Annotated in this window: 27 protein-coding genes; all 27 read left to right on the top strand. The window is 51.6% G+C overall.

Translation table 11 applies throughout. The features are described 5' to 3' along the window. Positions 1-162, top strand: a 162-nt coding sequence (locus tag BM231_RS27405; RefSeq protein WP_483150654.1) for an EF-Tu C-terminal domain-related protein, incomplete at its 5' end; no start/stop codon positions are given. A 69-nt stretch (positions 163-231) separates the two neighbouring features. Next, on the top strand, positions 232-540 hold the full coding sequence (gene rpsJ, locus BM231_RS23715; protein WP_008547405.1) for a 30S ribosomal protein S10: 309 nt from the start codon (positions 232-234) through the stop codon (positions 538-540). A gap of 21 nt (positions 541-561) precedes the next feature. Next, a complete protein-coding gene (gene rplC, locus BM231_RS23710; protein WP_093523462.1) occupies positions 562-1278 on the top strand; it encodes a 50S ribosomal protein L3 in 717 nt (238 codons plus the stop codon). Then, positions 1278-1895 carry a 50S ribosomal protein L4 gene (rplD, locus tag BM231_RS23705; protein WP_093523460.1) on the top strand — a complete coding sequence of 206 codons (618 nt, stop codon included), beginning with the start codon at positions 1278-1280 and terminating at the stop codon, positions 1893-1895. The genes rplC and rplD overlap by 1 nt, the downstream gene beginning before the upstream one ends. Next, positions 1895-2188, top strand: a complete 294-nt coding sequence (locus BM231_RS23700) for a 50S ribosomal protein L23 (RefSeq protein WP_057463437.1) — start codon at positions 1895-1897, stop codon at positions 2186-2188. The genes rplD and BM231_RS23700 overlap by 1 nt, the downstream gene beginning before the upstream one ends. Positions 2189-2201: 13 nt before the next feature. Beyond that, on the top strand, positions 2202-3035 hold the full coding sequence (gene rplB, locus BM231_RS23695) for a 50S ribosomal protein L2 (RefSeq protein WP_093523458.1): 834 nt from the start codon (positions 2202-2204) through the stop codon (positions 3033-3035). 12 nt (positions 3036-3047) lie between these two features. Next, a complete protein-coding gene (gene rpsS / locus BM231_RS23690) occupies positions 3048-3326 on the top strand; it encodes a 30S ribosomal protein S19 (protein ID WP_057463435.1) in 279 nt (92 codons plus the stop codon). Between the two features lie 2 nt (positions 3327-3328). Then, positions 3329-3709 (top strand): 50S ribosomal protein L22, encoded by a 381-nt coding sequence (gene rplV, locus BM231_RS23685; RefSeq protein WP_057463434.1) that lies wholly within the window; start codon positions 3329-3331, stop codon positions 3707-3709. Further along, positions 3709-4425, top strand: a complete 717-nt coding sequence (rpsC, locus tag BM231_RS23680; protein ID WP_057463433.1) for a 30S ribosomal protein S3 — start codon at positions 3709-3711, stop codon at positions 4423-4425. Before rplV ends, rpsC begins: the two co-directional genes overlap by 1 nt. 43 nt (positions 4426-4468) lie before the next feature. Continuing rightward, positions 4469-4882 (top strand): 50S ribosomal protein L16, encoded by a 414-nt coding sequence (gene rplP, locus BM231_RS23675; RefSeq protein WP_057463432.1) that lies wholly within the window; start codon positions 4469-4471, stop codon positions 4880-4882. 23 nt (positions 4883-4905) lie between these two features. Continuing rightward, positions 4906-5106: a 50S ribosomal protein L29 gene (rpmC, locus tag BM231_RS23670; protein WP_093523456.1), complete on the top strand. Its 201-nt coding sequence runs from the start codon at positions 4906-4908 to the stop codon at positions 5104-5106. Between the two features lie 10 nt (positions 5107-5116). Beyond that, on the top strand, positions 5117-5359 hold the full coding sequence (gene rpsQ, locus BM231_RS23665; RefSeq protein ID WP_037036314.1) for a 30S ribosomal protein S17: 243 nt from the start codon (positions 5117-5119) through the stop codon (positions 5357-5359). Positions 5360-5417: 58 nt separating this feature from the next. After that, a complete protein-coding gene (gene rplN, locus BM231_RS23660; RefSeq protein WP_008547447.1) occupies positions 5418-5786 on the top strand; it encodes a 50S ribosomal protein L14 in 369 nt (122 codons plus the stop codon). Continuing rightward, the gene (rplX, locus tag BM231_RS23655; RefSeq protein ID WP_057463429.1) at positions 5786-6103 is read left to right on the top strand and encodes a 50S ribosomal protein L24; all 318 of its coding nucleotides are present in this window, start codon (positions 5786-5788) and stop codon (positions 6101-6103) included. Before rplN ends, rplX begins: the two co-directional genes overlap by 1 nt. Next, complete coding sequence (gene rplE / locus BM231_RS23650) at positions 6096-6653, top strand: 50S ribosomal protein L5 (protein ID WP_057463428.1); 558 nt, start codon at positions 6096-6098, stop codon at positions 6651-6653. The genes rplX and rplE overlap by 8 nt, the downstream gene beginning before the upstream one ends. A gap of 33 nt (positions 6654-6686) precedes the next feature. Continuing rightward, positions 6687-6992, top strand: a complete 306-nt coding sequence (gene rpsN / locus BM231_RS23645) for a 30S ribosomal protein S14 (RefSeq protein ID WP_057463427.1) — start codon at positions 6687-6689, stop codon at positions 6990-6992. A gap of 12 nt (positions 6993-7004) precedes the next feature. Continuing rightward, positions 7005-7403, top strand: a complete 399-nt coding sequence (gene rpsH / locus BM231_RS23640; RefSeq protein WP_057463426.1) for a 30S ribosomal protein S8 — start codon at positions 7005-7007, stop codon at positions 7401-7403. 44 nt (positions 7404-7447) lie between these two features. Next, positions 7448-7981, top strand: coding sequence for a 50S ribosomal protein L6 (gene rplF / locus BM231_RS23635; protein WP_093523454.1), 534 nt, complete (start codon positions 7448-7450; stop codon positions 7979-7981). Between the two features lie 11 nt (positions 7982-7992). Continuing rightward, complete coding sequence (rplR, locus tag BM231_RS23630; RefSeq protein ID WP_057463424.1) at positions 7993-8346, top strand: 50S ribosomal protein L18; 354 nt, start codon at positions 7993-7995, stop codon at positions 8344-8346. A gap of 41 nt (positions 8347-8387) precedes the next feature. Beyond that, positions 8388-8951 (top strand): 30S ribosomal protein S5, encoded by a 564-nt coding sequence (rpsE, locus tag BM231_RS23625; protein ID WP_008548041.1) that lies wholly within the window; start codon positions 8388-8390, stop codon positions 8949-8951. Between the two features lie 37 nt (positions 8952-8988). Continuing rightward, a complete protein-coding gene (gene rpmD, locus BM231_RS23620) occupies positions 8989-9183 on the top strand; it encodes a 50S ribosomal protein L30 (RefSeq protein WP_057463423.1) in 195 nt (64 codons plus the stop codon). Positions 9184-9202: 19 nt separating this feature from the next. Next, on the top strand, positions 9203-9670 hold the full coding sequence (gene rplO, locus BM231_RS23615) for a 50S ribosomal protein L15 (protein ID WP_093523452.1): 468 nt from the start codon (positions 9203-9205) through the stop codon (positions 9668-9670). 48 nt (positions 9671-9718) lie between these two features. Beyond that, on the top strand, positions 9719-11059 hold the full coding sequence (secY, locus tag BM231_RS23610; RefSeq protein ID WP_063292673.1) for a preprotein translocase subunit SecY: 1341 nt from the start codon (positions 9719-9721) through the stop codon (positions 11057-11059). After that, positions 11056-11628 carry an adenylate kinase gene (locus BM231_RS23605; protein ID WP_093523450.1) on the top strand — a complete coding sequence of 191 codons (573 nt, stop codon included), beginning with the start codon at positions 11056-11058 and terminating at the stop codon, positions 11626-11628. Before secY ends, BM231_RS23605 begins: the two co-directional genes overlap by 4 nt. A gap of 221 nt (positions 11629-11849) precedes the next feature. Then, on the top strand, positions 11850-12218 hold the full coding sequence (gene rpsM, locus BM231_RS23600) for a 30S ribosomal protein S13 (RefSeq protein ID WP_093523508.1): 369 nt from the start codon (positions 11850-11852) through the stop codon (positions 12216-12218). 65 nt (positions 12219-12283) lie between these two features. Next, on the top strand, positions 12284-12673 hold the full coding sequence (gene rpsK / locus BM231_RS23595) for a 30S ribosomal protein S11 (protein WP_054664941.1): 390 nt from the start codon (positions 12284-12286) through the stop codon (positions 12671-12673). A 74-nt stretch (positions 12674-12747) separates the two neighbouring features. Further along, positions 12748-13776, top strand: a complete 1029-nt coding sequence (locus BM231_RS23590) for a DNA-directed RNA polymerase subunit alpha (RefSeq protein WP_057463419.1) — start codon at positions 12748-12750, stop codon at positions 13774-13776. Positions 13777-13815: the final 39 nt, after the last annotated feature.

Genomic DNA, 13815 nt, shown 5'->3' with positions numbered 1-13815 from the left:
GTTTCTCTGCCAGAAGGCACAGAAATGGTGATGCCTGGTGATAACGTTGCTGTTTCAGTTGAACTTATCGTACCAATCGCTATGGAAGATGGTCTGCGCTTCGCTATCCGTGAAGGCGGTCGTACCGTCGGCGCTGGTGTTGTAGCTGAAATCATCGAATAAGAATTGAGTTCGAACTGCGGTTTGATCTTGTGTTAAACCGCAGTTGCCTTGCTCAGTTAAGGATTAGTCATGAACGGTCAGAATATACGGATCCGCCTGAAGGCGTTTGATCACCGTGTTCTTGACGCTTCCACTAAGGAAATCGTGAACACGGCGAAACGGACCGGCGCACAAGTGCGTGGACCAGTTCCGTTGCCGACGCGGATTGAGAAGTACACAGTACTTCGCGGACCGCATGTTGATAAAAAGAGCCGTGATCAGTTCGAAATGCGCACTCATAAGCGTCTTTTGGACATTGTCGATCCAACTCCACAGACAGTAGATGCTTTGATGAAGCTCGACCTGGCTGCTGGCGTTGACGTCGAGATCAAGCTCTAAGTGCGGCAAGGGGACACAGTAATGCGTTCTGGAGTGATCGCACAGAAGGTGGGTATGACCCGTATCTATAACGCGGCAGGCGAACACGTGCCCGTTACAGTACTGCGTCTAGACAACTGTCAAGTTGTAGCTCACCGGACGGCAGACAAGAACGGCTACACTGCGCTTCAGTTGGGCGTAGGTGCGGCAAAAGTTAAGAACACGAACCGCGCGATGCGTGGCCACTTTGCAGTTGCAAAGGTTGAGCCTAAGCGCAAACTCGCTGAGTTCCGTGTTTCTGAAGAGAACTTGATCGAAGTTGGTGCTGAGCTTACAGCTGACCACTTCCTTAACGGTCAGTTCGTGGATGTAACCGGCACCTCTATCGGTAAGGGCTTTGCTGGTGCGATGAAGCGTCACAACTTCGGTGGTGGTCGCGCTTCTCATGGTGTGTCTATTTCACACCGTGCGCACGGTTCTACCGGTCAGTGTCAGGATCCAGGTAAGGTGTTTAAAGGCAAGAAAATGGCCGGACACCTCGGTGCTGAACGCGTCACCACTCAGAACCTGAAAGTTGTACGTACTGACGTAGAACGTGGTCTGATCATGGTTGAAGGTTCTGTACCTGGCTCTAAAGGCGGTTGGATCCTGGTTCGTGATGCAATTAAGAAGGCTCTGCCAGAGAACGCTCCTGTACCAGGTGCATTCCGTCAGAACTCTGCTGTTGCAGCGGCTGAAGCCGGGAAGGAAGGTGAGTGATGGAACTCGAGGTTAAAACCCTCGGCGGTAACGCAGCGGGTTCGATCACAGTGTCTGACGAGATCTTTGGTCTCGAGCCACGTATCGACCTAATCCAGCGTGTTGTTCGCTGGCAGCTTGCAAAGCGCCAGGCTGGTACACATAAAACTTTGGGTCGTTCCGAAGTTAATGGTACCACCAAAAAATTCGTACGCCAGAAAGGTTCTGGCGGCGCACGTCACGGTAACCGTAAAGCACCTCAGTTCCGTGGTGGTGGTAAGGCATTTGGTCCAGTTGTGCGTGAGCACGCTCATGAGCTTCCTAAGAAAGTTCGTGTTCTGGGTCTGAAACATGCCCTGTCTGCAAAAGCAGCTTCTGGCAACCTCGTTGTTGTTGAAGATGCGAAAGCAGCAGAAGCCAAAACCAAGGCTCTGAAGGACCAGCTCGGTTCTCTCGGTTTGAACAGTGCGTTGTTCGTGGACGGTTCTGAAGTAGATGCAAACTTCGGTTTGGCTACTCGTAACATTCCACTCGTAGATGTACTGCCGGTACAGGGTATCAACGTTTACGACATTCTTCGTCGTGATACGCTTGTCCTGACCAAAGCGGCAGTTGCAGCTTTGGAGGAGCGCTTCTAATGAGCAAGCTCGTTCACTACGACAAAATCGTATCTCCGGTGATCACCGAGAAAGCTACTTTTGCCTCTGAAGAGAATAAGGTTGTTTTCAAGGTTGCTCTCACTGCAACAAAACCGGAAATCAAAGCAGCTGTTGAAGCTCTGTTCGGCGTAAAAGTCAAAGCAGTCAACACTTTGGTTCGCAAGGGTAAAACCAAGCGCTTCAAAGGTGTTGTCGGCAAACAGAACGACTTCAAAAAAGCTGTGGTCACTCTGGAAGATGGTCAGTCCATCGACGTGACGACCGGTCTGTAAGGGGTAGGACAAAATGGCACTTAAGACATTTAATCCGACATCTCCTGGCCGTCGTCAGCTGGTCCAGGTAGACCGTTCTGATCTTTGGAAAGGCAAGCCAGTCAAGAAATTGACTGAAGGTCTGTCCAAGTCCGGTGGTCGTAACAACTACGGTCGTAAGACTGCGAACAACATTGGTGGTGGTCACAAGCGTACCTACCGCCTGATCGACTTCAAGCGTCGTAAATTCGACGTTGTCGGTACTGTTGAGCGTCTGGAATACGATCCAAACCGCACCGCTTTCATCGCTCTCATCACTTATGATGATGGCGAGCAGGCATACATCCTTGCACCACAGCGTCTTGCTGCTGGCGATAAGGTTGTAGCTGGTGAAGCTGTGGATATTAAGCCAGGCAACGCTATGCCTCTGGCTTCTATTCCAGTGGGTACCATCATCCACAACATCGAGATGAAGCCAGGCAAAGGCGCGCAGATCGCTCGCTCAGCTGGTGCTTACGCTCAGATCGTTGGTCGTGATGCTGGTTACACAGTCATCCGTCTGCTTTCCGGTGAACAGCGTCGCGTTCTTGGCACCTGTATGGCTACCGTTGGTGCGGTATCCAACCAGGACCACGCGAACATCAACCTTGGTAAGGCTGGTCGTTCCCGTTGGCTGGGCCGTCGCCCACACGTTCGTGGTGTTGCGATGAACCCTGTCGATCACCCACATGGTGGTGGTGAAGGTCGCACCTCCGGTGGACGTCATCCGGTTACCCCTTGGGGCAAGCCGACCAAAGGCAAGCGCACACGCAGTAACAAGTCCAGCGATAAGTTTATCGTTCGGTCTCGTCACGCGCGTAAGAAGTAAGAGGAACGGATCGTGGCACGTTCGATCTGGAAAGGGCCGTTTATTGACGGTTACCTCCTGAAGAAAGCGGATAAGGTTCGTGAATCCGGCCGGAATGAGGTCATTAAGACCTGGAGCCGACGTTCTACCGTTCTGCCGCACTTTGTGGGGTTGACTTTTGGCGTCTATAACGGTCAAAAGCACATTCCTGTTTTGATCAGTGAAGACATGGTTGGTCACAAGTTGGGCGAATTCGCTCCTTCTCGTACCTACTACGGTCATGGCGCTGACAAAAAGTCAAAGAGGAAGTAGCGATGGGCAAGCAGAAGCATGAGCGGATGCTCCCTGACAACGAGGCAAAGGCAGTTTGCCGCATGCTGCGGGTTTCCCCGCAGAAGTTGAACCTCGTTGCTGCATCTATCCGCGGTAAGAAGGTTGGCACAGCACTTGCTGATCTGACTTTCTCCCGTAAGCGCATTTCAGGCGACGTCAAGAAGACCTTGATGTCTGCTATTGCTAATGCGGAAAACAACCATGATCTCGACGTCGACAACCTTGTCGTCGCCGAGGCTTATGTTGGCAAAGCGCTTGTCATGAAGCGTTTCCAGCCGCGAGCTCGTGGTCGTGTTGGACGGATCCTAAAGCCGTTTTCCAACCTGACCATCGTGGTTCGGGAAGTTGAGGAGACTGCCTGATGGGTCAGAAGATTAATCCAATCGGTTTTCGTCTTGGCATCAACCGTACCTGGGACTCTCGCTGGTTTGCTAGCAAGAACGAATACGGCGATCTTCTTCATGAAGATTTTCGCATCCGCGAATATCTGCTTAAAGAACTTAAGCAGGCTGCTGTATCCAAGGTCGTCATTGAACGTCCGCACAAAAAGTGCCGTGTAACTATCCATTCTGGTCGTCCAGGTGTGGTTATCGGTAAAAAAGGTGCTGACATCGAACGCCTTCGCAAGAAGCTGTCCGAGATGACAAATTCGGAAGTGCACCTCAACATCGTTGAAGTGCGCAAGCCGGAGACCGATGCAGCGCTTGTTGCAGCATCTATCGCTCAGCAGCTCGAGCGTCGTGTTGCTTTCCGCCGTGCCATGAAGCGTGCAGTTCAGTCTGCAATGCGTCTTGGCGCCCAGGGCATCCGTATTAACTGCGGTGGTCGTCTTGGTGGTGCGGAAATCGCACGTATCGAATGGTACCGTGAAGGTCGCGTGCCTCTGCACACTCTTCGTGCAGACATCGACTACGGCACTGCTACAGCACACACCGCTTACGGCGCGTGTGGCGTTAAAGTCTGGATCTTCAAGGGCGAAATCCTTGAGCATGACCCAATGGCTTCTGAACGTCGTGCGACCGAAGGTGGTGGCAAGAGCGAACGCCAAGGTGGCGGTCGGCGTGAGCGCGCTGCGTAAGCAGCGCCTTCACACGGCTTAACTATTAAAGCGAGAGAAAACGATGCTGCAACCAAAGCGTACTAAGTTCCGCAAGCAGCACAAGGGCCGCATCCATGGCAATGCCAAGGGTGGTACGGACCTCAATTTTGGTGCCTTTGGCCTTAAAGCCATGGAACCAGAGCGGATCACCGCTCGTCAGATTGAGGCTGCCCGTCGTGCAATGACCCGTTACATGAAGCGTGCGGGTCGCGTGTGGATCAGAATCTTCCCGGACGTTCCTGTGTCCTCCAAGCCGGCTGAAGTCCGCATGGGTAAGGGTAAAGGTTCTCCTGAGTACTGGGCGTGCCGGGTGAAACCTGGTCGCATCATGTTCGAAATGGACGGTGTGTCTGAAGATATTGCTCGTGAAGCAATGCGTCTGGCCGCTGCTAAACTCCCAATCAAGTGCCGGTTCGTCCAGCGCATTGGTGAGTAATCGGACATCGAAAGGAAAAGGCCATGAAGGCTAGCGACGTAAGAGCTAAGACCTCAGATGAGCTCAAGGCAAACCTGGAAGAACTGAAAAAAGAACAGTTCAACCTGCGTTTCCAGAGAGCTACTGGTCAGCTCGAAAACACCGCTCGTGTCCGTCAGGTTCGCCGGGACATTGCGCGGATCCAGACAGTACTGCGCCAGAAGCGCGTGTCTGACAACGCATAAGGAGCTAATGATGCCAAAGCGTATTTTGCAGGGTGTCGTTGTTAGCGATGCGAACGAAAAGACAGTAACGGTGAAGGTAGAGCGTCGCTTTACCCACCCTTTGCTGAAAAAAGTTGTGCGCCGTACGAAGAAGTATCGTGCACATGACGAAAATAATTCTTACAAGGTTGGCGACACCGTTCAAATTGAAGAGTGTGCTCCAATCTCTAAGAATAAGAAATGGACCGTTGTTTCTTCGGAAGCAGCGAGCTAGTGAACGCATCCAGCATTTCTAACTTTTAGAGTGCTGAGAAAGAACAAGGCGACGAGTCATGATTCAGATGCAAACTAACCTCGACGTAGCCGATAATTCCGGCGCACGTCGTGTCATGTGCATCAAAGTGCTCGGCGGCTCCAAACGGAAGTATGCTGGCGTTGGCGACATCATTGTTGTCTCCGTCAAAGAAGCAATTCCACGGGGTCGTGTTAAGAAGGGCGACGTGATGAAAGCGGTCGTCGTACGCACGGCTAAAGACATCCGTCGTGCTGACGGCAGTGTGATCCGGTTCGACCGCAACGCGGCTGTCCTGATCAACAACAACAAAGAACCGATCGGAACACGTATTTTTGGCCCAGTTCCTCGTGAACTGCGTGGCAAGAATCACATGAAGATCATTTCGCTTGCGCCGGAGGTGCTCTGATGCCCGCGAAGATCAAAAAGGGCGACAAGGTCGTCGTAATTGCCGGTCGTGACAAAGGAAAGACTGGGGAAGTTCTCCAGATGATCCCATCTGACAACCGCGCTGTCGTGCGTGGCGTTAACTTGGTGAAACGTCACCAGCGCCAGACCCAGCAGAGCGAAGGTGGTATCATCACAAAGGAAGCTCCTATTCAGCTTTCCAATATTGCCATTGCTGATCCTAAGGATGGCAAGCCGACCCGCGTCGGTTTCACGACTAATGATGCAGGCGCCACTGTTCGTGTCGCTAAGCGTTCAGGAGACGTGATTGATGGCTGACGCTACTTACACTCCACGGCTCAAAGCGCACTACAATGATGTAGTGCGTGGTGAGCTTCAGGAGAAGTTTAACTACACCAACCCAATGATGATTCCTTCGGTCGAAAAGATCGTTTTGAACATGGGTGTTGGTGAAGCTGTTGGTGACAGCAAGAAGGCTCGTATCGCTGCTGAAGATCTTAGCTTGATTGCTGGTCAAAAGGCGGTTATTACCCGTGCTAGAAAATCTATCGCGACCTTCAAGGTTCGTGAAGATATGCCGCTGGGTACTAAAGTTACACTTCGTCGTAACCAGATGTTCGAATTCATGGATCGTTTGATCACAATCGCGCTTCCGCGTGTACGTGACTTTCGTGGCTTGAATCCGAAGAGCTTCGACGGACGTGGCAACTACGCTATGGGACTTAAAGAACACATTGTTTTCCCTGAAATTGACTACGATAAAGTAGATCAAATGTGGGGTATGGACATTGTTGTTTGTACCAATGCTAAAACCGATGACGAAGCGCGTGAACTGCTGCGCGCGTTCAACTTCCCGTTCCGCAAATAAAAGCGGTATACGGGAAAGGAACGAGGACAGACGATGGCGAAGAAAAGCGCGGTCGAGAAAAACAAGCGGCGCGTAGCTCTTGTTAGTAAATATGCTGACAAGCGTGCTGCCCTGAAGGCCATGGCCAAGGACGAGAGCTTGTCCCTGGAGGAGCGTTTCAATGCACGGCTGAAGCTTTCAAAGCTGCCGCGCAATTCCGCGCCTACACGGGTACGCAACCGGTGTGAAGTCACAGGTCGCCCACGCGGTTACTACCGCAAACTTAAGATGTCGCGTATTGCGCTTCGTGAGTTGGGTTCCCTGGGCAAGATCCCGGGTCTCGTGAAGTCGAGCTGGTAAGGAGTTACTGCTATGTCGATTTCCGATCCAGTCGGGGATATGATCACGCGCATCCGTAATGCGCAGATGCGTCGCAAATCTAAAGTAAGCACACCTGCTTCTAAGTTGCGCGCACACATCTTGGACGTTCTGATTTCTGAAGGTTACATCCGCGGTTATACCGCTGTTGACTTCGGTGCAGGCAAGTCTGAGCTTGAAATTGAGTTGAAGTATTTCGACGGTGAACCAGTGATTCGCACCATTGAGCGCGTATCTAAGCCTGGTCGTCGTGTGTATTCTTCAGTCAAGAACATCCCACACGTTGCAAACGGCTTGGGTGTATCTATTCTGTCTACTCCTCAGGGCGTAATGGCAGACCACGATGCACGTGAGAAAAATGTGGGTGGTGAAGTACTTTGTCGCGTCTTCTGACGCGGCATTGCACGATTAACTAAAATAACAGACAGGTTGATCTTATGTCTCGAATTGGCAAGAAGCCAGTCCCCGTGCCAAGCGGGGTAACGGCAACGATCAACGGCCAGAATGTTATCGTTAAAGGCCCGAAGGGGGAACTCTCCTTCGTGGTCAACGATCTCGTTTCGGTCGAGATGACGGATGATGGTATCCGTCTTGATCCGCGCAACCAGTCAAAGACTGCGCGTTCTTTGTGGGGTATGTCCCGCACCATGGTCGCTAACCTTATCACAGGTGTGACCTCCGGCTTCGAAAAGCAGCTGGCGATTACCGGTGTTGGTTACCGTGCACAGGTTCAAGGTAAAACCCTTAATCTTGCTCTTGGTTTCTCTCATGATGTCAAGTTTGACATTCCTGAGGGTGTAGAAATCAAATGTCCGAAGCCGACAGAAATTGTCATCAACGGCATTAACAAGCAGCAGATCGGGCAGGTTGCCGCGAACATTCGTGAATATCGCCCACCTGAGCCATACAAAGGCAAGGGTATTCGTTATGCGGACGAGTTCATCGTTCGTAAAGAAGGCAAGAAGAAGTAACGGTACGGACCATGGCGAATGGAAATTCTTTCGAACGTCGTCGCGCCCGTGTGCGCCGTTCGATCAAAAAGGTAGCGAATGGTCGTCCTCGGCTGTCCGTTTTCCGCTCATCCAAGCAGATTTACGCTCAGATCATCGACGATACCAAGGGTGTAACCCTTGCGTCCGCGTCTACCATTGAGAAAGACGTAAAAGTAGAAAACGGCGGCAATAAAGATGCTGCTGCTGCTGTAGGCAAGCTTATTGCTGAACGCGCTATTGCTGCTGGTATCAAAGAAGTCGTGTTTGATCGTGGTGGTTATATCTATCATGGCCGTGTTCAGGCCTTGGCAGATGCAGCACGTGATAGCGGTCTGAGCTTCTGATCAGCGCCTTTTGGTGCTCCTAGAGAACGGGAAACATTATTATGGCGAGACAGGATAACCGGGATCGTGAAGAGCGCGACAGCGAATTTGTCGATAAGCTCGTTCACATCAACCGCGTCGCTAAAGTTGTAAAGGGTGGTCGTCGTTTCGGCTTCGCCGCTCTTGTAGTAGTTGGTGATCAGAAAGGCCGCGTTGGCTTTGGTCACGGTAAGGCTCGTGAAGTGCCAGAGGCCATCCGCAAAGCAACTGAAGCTGCTAAGCGTACTATGGTTCGTGTGCCACTTCGTGAAGGTCGTACTCTTCACCACGATGTTGAAGGCCGTCACGGCGCAGGTAAAGTTGTACTTCGTGCAGCACCTGCCGGTACCGGTATCATCGCTGGTGGTCCAATGCGTGCTGTGTTTGAGACACTTGGTGTCCAGGACGTTGTTGCGAAGTCCCTTGGTACTTCCAACCCGTACAACATGGTTCGTGCGACTTTCGATGCACTGAAAAAAGAAGACAGCCCGCGTTCTGTTGCAGCACGTCGTGGTCTCAAGGTATCTTCCTTGCAGGCTCGTCGTCGTGACAACGATGATGCGGCGCCAGTAAAGGCTGAGGCATAAGCCTCGCTTTTGCTGACTGAGAACAAGGGTTAGTGTCATGGCTAATACTGAAAAGACTGTAACAGTCGAACAGATCGGTAGCCCGCTTCGCCGTCCTGCTAGTCAGCGTGCTACGTTGATTGGTCTGGGCCTGAACAAGATGCACCGTCGTCGTACTCTGAAGGATACTCCAGAAGTACGCGGCATGATCCGTAAGGTTCAGCATCTGGTTCGCGTTTTAGACGAAGCATAAGCGGACCGGGAGAACTATCATGAAGCTCAACGAACTCCGGGATAACCCGGGTGCTGTTTCGGACCGAACCCGCGTAGGACGCGGTATCGGTTCCGGTAAGGGCAAGACTGGCGGCCGTGGTGTCAAAGGTCAGAAGTCCCGTTCGGGTGTTGCTATCAAGGGCTTTGAAGGCGGGCAGATGCCATTGCATCGTCGTCTTCCAAAGCGCGGCTTCACCAATATCTTTGCTAAGGACCTGAACATTGTGTCCTTGGGTCGTGTTCAGACAGCAATCGACGCTGGTAAGCTTGACGCTTCCGCGACGGTGACTGTTGAAACACTTGTTGCAGCTGGCGTTGTTCGCCGCGTTCTGGATGGCGTACGCCTTCTGTCCGACGGTGAACTGAAAACCGCTGTAACTTTCGAAATTGCTGGTGCTTCCAAAACTGCTGTTGCAGCAGTTGAGAAAGCTGGCGGCAAGGTCGTAATCAAGGAAGGCAAGGCTTAACAGCCTTGTCTTTTTTTCGGGGTGTATCCAAACTGACCGGAGCGCGGAATGGCTTCTGCTGCCGAGCAACTTGCTTCAAACCTTAACTTTTCTGCCTTTGCTAAAGCCGAGGAACTGAAGAAGCGGATCTGGTTCACGCTAGGCGCGCTTTTGGTTTATCGATTCGGAACCTATATCCCTCTGCCTGGAATTAATCCTGACGCGCTCGCACAGGCCTTCGGAAACGTACAAACTGGCATTGTTGGCCTGTTTAACATGTTCTCCGGTGGTGCTGTCGAGCGTATGGCTATTTTTGCCCTCGGCATTATGCCTTACATTTCTGCGTCGATTATCATCCAGCTTATGACTTCTGTTGTTCCTGCTTTGGAACAGCTGAAGAAAGAGGGTGAGCAAGGCCGGAAAAAAATCAACCAGTACACACGTTTTGGTACAGTGATTCTGGCAACCTTCCAGGCCTACGGTATTTCCGTTGGTCTTGAGGCTGGCGCGAACATTGTTATCGATCCGGGCTGGTTCTTCCGTATTGCGACAGTTCTTACCCTTGTTGGTGGTACTATGTTCCTGATGTGGCTGGGTGAGCAAATCACCTCTCGCGGCATCGGTAACGGCATTTCTTTGATCATTTTCTCCGGTATTGTTGCCGGGCTTCCTTCCGCGATTGCTTCCACTTTGGAACTTGGTCGTCAGGGTGCGCTCGCGACTCCAATCATTCTGGCAGTCATCATACTGTCTGTGGTGGTTATCGGCGTTATCGTCTTCATGGAACGTGCACAGCGACGTTTGCTGATTCAGTACCCACGTCGCCAACAGGGCAATAAGATGTTTGAGGGGAACACATCGTTCCTGCCACTCAAACTCAATACGGCTGGTGTTATTCCACCGATTTTTGCGAGCTCCTTGTTGCTGGTACCAGCGACTGTTGCCAGTTTCCAAACCGGTGATTCCACTGGTTCGATGGCGTGGTTGACAACAATCACTGCGCTGCTGGGACACGGTCAACCAGCCTACATGGCTCTTTATGCAGCATTAATCATCTTTTTCTGCTTCTTCTACACCGCGATTGTTTTCAATCCGTCGGAGACAGCAGACAACCTCAAGAAGCATGGTGGCTTCATTCCAGGAATTCGTCCAGGCGAACGTACTGCGCAGTACATTGACCATGTGCTAACTCGCATTACGGTTGTCGGTGCAATATACATTACTCTCATTTGTTTGTTGCCAGAGTTCCTGATCTCAGCAACGGGTGTTCCGTTCTACTTCGGTGGTACGTCTCTGCTCATTGTTGTTAGCGTCACCATGGATACCGTTTCTCAGATCCAGGGACACCTTCTTGCTCATCAGTACGAGGGCTTGGTGAAGAAAACGAAGTTGAGGGGGAAACGTAGATGAGATTGATTCTTCTTGGCCCTCCTGGTGCTGGTAAAGGCACTCAGGCAGGTCGACTTGTTGCGGTGCATGGTATTGTCCAGCTTTCGACTGGTGACATGCTTCGTGCAGCTGTTGCAGCTGAAACCGAAGTCGGCTTGAAGGTCAAAGATGTTCTGACACGTGGCGATCTGGTTTCTGATGACCTGATTTGCTCCATCATTTCTGATCGTATTGATCAGGCTGATTGTGCAAAGGGTTTCATTTTGGACGGTTTCCCACGCACCATTGCTCAGGCAGACGCTCTTGGTGAGCTGCTTGAGAAGAAGGACCAGAGACTTGATGCTGTTGTGCAGCTGAAAGTTGACGAAGGTATCCTTCTTGAGCGTATCGAAACACGTGCTCGTGAAAGCGCTGAAGTTCGGTCCGATGACAATGCAGAGTCTTTGAAGAAGCGTCTTGCAGTTTACAACGAGCAGACAGCACCTCTTATCAAGTACTATGGTGAGCGGAACATGCTGATGAGCGTTGATGGCATGAAGTCCGTTGACGAGGTTGCTTCAGAGATCGATACGATTTTGAGCACGGTTTAATCCGTGCTTTTTGAAGGCAGGCGCTTGCGCTTGCCTTTATAATAAAGTATAGCCGGCGCACATCGACACCATAATCGATTGGCGCCGGTTTTCCTTGGGAAACCGAGGCTGATCTTTTTGCTGTGTGATGGTGCGCCCTCAACCGGTATGGTTGTAGGTGTGTTATCGGCAAAAAAATGGGAGAGGGAACAAACGTACCCTCGTAATTGGAGAAAACAAACGTGGCACGTATTGCTGGCGTCAACCTTCCGACGAATAAGCGCGTAGTTATCGCGCTGCAGTACATTCATGGCATTGGTGCGAAGTTCGCGCAGGAAATCACCGATAAAGTCGGTATTGCTGCAGAACGTCGTATTAACGAACTTTCTGATGCAGAAGTTCTGAAAATCCGTGAAGCAATCGACGCTGACTACACCGTTGAAGGTGATCTTCGTCGTGAAACTGCAATGAACATTAAGCGTCTCATGGACCTTGGCTGTTACCGTGGCCTGCGCCACCGTCGTGGTCTGCCTGTTCGTGGTCAGCGCACTCATACCAACGCTCGCACCCGTAAGGGCCCTGCTAAAGCGATCGCTGGTAAGAAGAAATAACTAGCCGGTTATCCGGTGGAGCCGCCGGCTATACGGCGGTGTAGATATCGAAGTTAGGAAATATAATGGCTAAAGAATCGACGCGCGTGCGTCGTCGCGAACGGAAGAACATTTCTTCAGGTGTCGCGCATGTGAACTCTACGTTCAACAACACCATGATCACCATCACCGATGCTCAGGGCAACGCGATCTCTTGGTCGTCTGCCGGCGCGCTTGGCTTTAAGGGTTCTCGTAAGTCTACCCCTTATGCTGCACAGGTCGCTGCCGAAGACGCTGGTCGTAAGGCTGCTGAACACGGCATGCGTACTCTCGAAGTAGAAGTACGTGGTCCAGGTTCTGGACGTGAATCCGCTCTGCGTGCGCTTCAGGCTGCAGGTTTCGTTATTACATCTATCCGTGATGTAACTCCGATCCCGCACAATGGTTGCCGCCCACGCAAGCGTCGCCGCGTCTAACAGTTCGTTAGGCAAGTTTTCCACCCAGGCAAAGAATAGTTGGTCTTTAGGCCAACGGGATAGCCAGAGGGTTTATGAACGTGACTATTCAAAAAAATTGGCAAGAGCTTATCAAGCCAACCAAACTCGACATTCGTGCTGGCGATGATGCGCGCTTTAAGGCTTCTGTGATTGCAGAACCTCTTGAGCGTGGCTACGGCCTGACTCTTGGTAACGCCCTGCGCCGCGTTCTGCTGAGCTCCCTTCAGGGTGCTGCAGTGACTGCGGTTCAGATTGATGGCGTTCTCCATGAGTTCTCGTCTATTCCTGGCGTTCGTGAAGATGTGACTGACATCATCCTGAACATCAAGGAAATCGCGCTTCGCATGGAAGGCGAGGGACCAAAGCGTATGGTTCTGCGTAAGCAGGGTCCTGGTGCGGTCTACGCTGGCGATATTGAAACTGTAGGTGACGTTGAGGTTCTTAACCCAGGTCTGCTGCTGTGTAACCTTGATGAAGGCGCGGAAGTTCGCATCGAATTCACTGTAAACACCGGCAAGGGTTATGTTCCAGCTGCCGCTAACCGCCCAGAAGACGCTCCAATCGGTCTGATTCCGGTTGACAGCCTGTATTCTCCGGTTAAGAAGGTTTCTTATAAGGTTGAGAACACCCGTGAAGGTCAGGTTCTTGATTATGATAAGTTGACTTTGACTGTTGAAACTGACGGATCTGTGATCCCTGAAGATGCCGTAGCGTTTGCTGCTCGTATCCTGCAGGATCAGCTGTCTATCTTCGTGAACTTCGAAGAGCCACAGCGTGAAGTTCAGGAAGACACAGTCGCGGAACTTGCGTTCAACCCAGCACTGCTGAAGAAGGTTGATGAGCTTGAGTTGTCTGTACGTTCGGCAAACTGCCTGAAGAACGACAATATCGTATATATTGGCGATCTCATTCAGAAGACAGAAGCAGAAATGCTTCGTACACCGAACTTCGGTCGTAAGTCTCTCAACGAGATCAAAGAAGTTCTGGCGCAAATGGGCCTGCATCTCGGTATGGAAGTGGCAAACTGGCCGCCTGAAAATATCGATGAGCTCGCTAAGCGCTACGAAGACCACCAATATTAAAGGAACAGGAACCGAGCGCGCTGCGTGAGGTTCCGACGA

Origin of the sequence: Pseudovibrio ascidiaceicola, from assembly GCF_900114245.1 — a bacterium.
Taxonomy (GTDB): domain Bacteria; phylum Pseudomonadota; class Alphaproteobacteria; order Rhizobiales; family Stappiaceae; genus Pseudovibrio; species Pseudovibrio ascidiaceicola.
This window is presented reverse-complemented; position numbering and strand designations above follow the sequence as displayed.

Bases quoted from the DNA above. Each gene is read 5' to 3' on its own strand.
- BM231_RS23700 (WP_057463437.1), top strand. From the start codon at position 1,895: ATGAGCAAGCTCGTTCACTACGACAAAATCGTATCTCCGGTGATCACC.
- rpsN (WP_057463427.1), top strand. From the start codon at position 6,687: ATGGCGAAGAAAAGCGCGGTCGAGAAAAACAAGCGGCGCGTAGCTCTT.
- rplF (WP_093523454.1), top strand. From the start codon at position 7,448: ATGTCTCGAATTGGCAAGAAGCCAGTCCCCGTGCCAAGCGGGGTAACG.
- secY (WP_063292673.1), top strand. From the start codon at position 9,719: ATGGCTTCTGCTGCCGAGCAACTTGCTTCAAACCTTAACTTTTCTGCC.
- rpsE (WP_008548041.1), top strand. From the start codon at position 8,388: ATGGCGAGACAGGATAACCGGGATCGTGAAGAGCGCGACAGCGAATTT.
- rplV (WP_057463434.1), top strand. From the start codon at position 3,329: ATGGGCAAGCAGAAGCATGAGCGGATGCTCCCTGACAACGAGGCAAAG.
- rplR (WP_057463424.1), top strand. From the start codon at position 7,993: ATGGCGAATGGAAATTCTTTCGAACGTCGTCGCGCCCGTGTGCGCCGT.
- rplE (WP_057463428.1), top strand. From the start codon at position 6,096: ATGGCTGACGCTACTTACACTCCACGGCTCAAAGCGCACTACAATGAT.
- rpmD (WP_057463423.1), top strand. From the start codon at position 8,989: ATGGCTAATACTGAAAAGACTGTAACAGTCGAACAGATCGGTAGCCCG.
- rpsC (WP_057463433.1), top strand. From the start codon at position 3,709: ATGGGTCAGAAGATTAATCCAATCGGTTTTCGTCTTGGCATCAACCGT.
- BM231_RS23590 (WP_057463419.1), top strand. From the start codon at position 12,748: ATGAACGTGACTATTCAAAAAAATTGGCAAGAGCTTATCAAGCCAACC.
- rplD (WP_093523460.1), top strand. From the start codon at position 1,278: ATGGAACTCGAGGTTAAAACCCTCGGCGGTAACGCAGCGGGTTCGATC.
- rpsJ (WP_008547405.1), top strand. From the start codon at position 232: ATGAACGGTCAGAATATACGGATCCGCCTGAAGGCGTTTGATCACCGT.
- BM231_RS23605 (WP_093523450.1), top strand. From the start codon at position 11,056: ATGAGATTGATTCTTCTTGGCCCTCCTGGTGCTGGTAAAGGCACTCAG.
- rplC (WP_093523462.1), top strand. From the start codon at position 562: ATGCGTTCTGGAGTGATCGCACAGAAGGTGGGTATGACCCGTATCTAT.
- rpsK (WP_054664941.1), top strand. From the start codon at position 12,284: ATGGCTAAAGAATCGACGCGCGTGCGTCGTCGCGAACGGAAGAACATT.
- rpmC (WP_093523456.1), top strand. From the start codon at position 4,906: ATGAAGGCTAGCGACGTAAGAGCTAAGACCTCAGATGAGCTCAAGGCA.
- rpsH (WP_057463426.1), top strand. From the start codon at position 7,005: ATGTCGATTTCCGATCCAGTCGGGGATATGATCACGCGCATCCGTAAT.
- rplN (WP_008547447.1), top strand. From the start codon at position 5,418: ATGATTCAGATGCAAACTAACCTCGACGTAGCCGATAATTCCGGCGCA.
- rplP (WP_057463432.1), top strand. From the start codon at position 4,469: ATGCTGCAACCAAAGCGTACTAAGTTCCGCAAGCAGCACAAGGGCCGC.
- rpsQ (WP_037036314.1), top strand. From the start codon at position 5,117: ATGCCAAAGCGTATTTTGCAGGGTGTCGTTGTTAGCGATGCGAACGAA.
- rplO (WP_093523452.1), top strand. From the start codon at position 9,203: ATGAAGCTCAACGAACTCCGGGATAACCCGGGTGCTGTTTCGGACCGA.
- rplB (WP_093523458.1), top strand. From the start codon at position 2,202: ATGGCACTTAAGACATTTAATCCGACATCTCCTGGCCGTCGTCAGCTG.
- rplX (WP_057463429.1), top strand. From the start codon at position 5,786: ATGCCCGCGAAGATCAAAAAGGGCGACAAGGTCGTCGTAATTGCCGGT.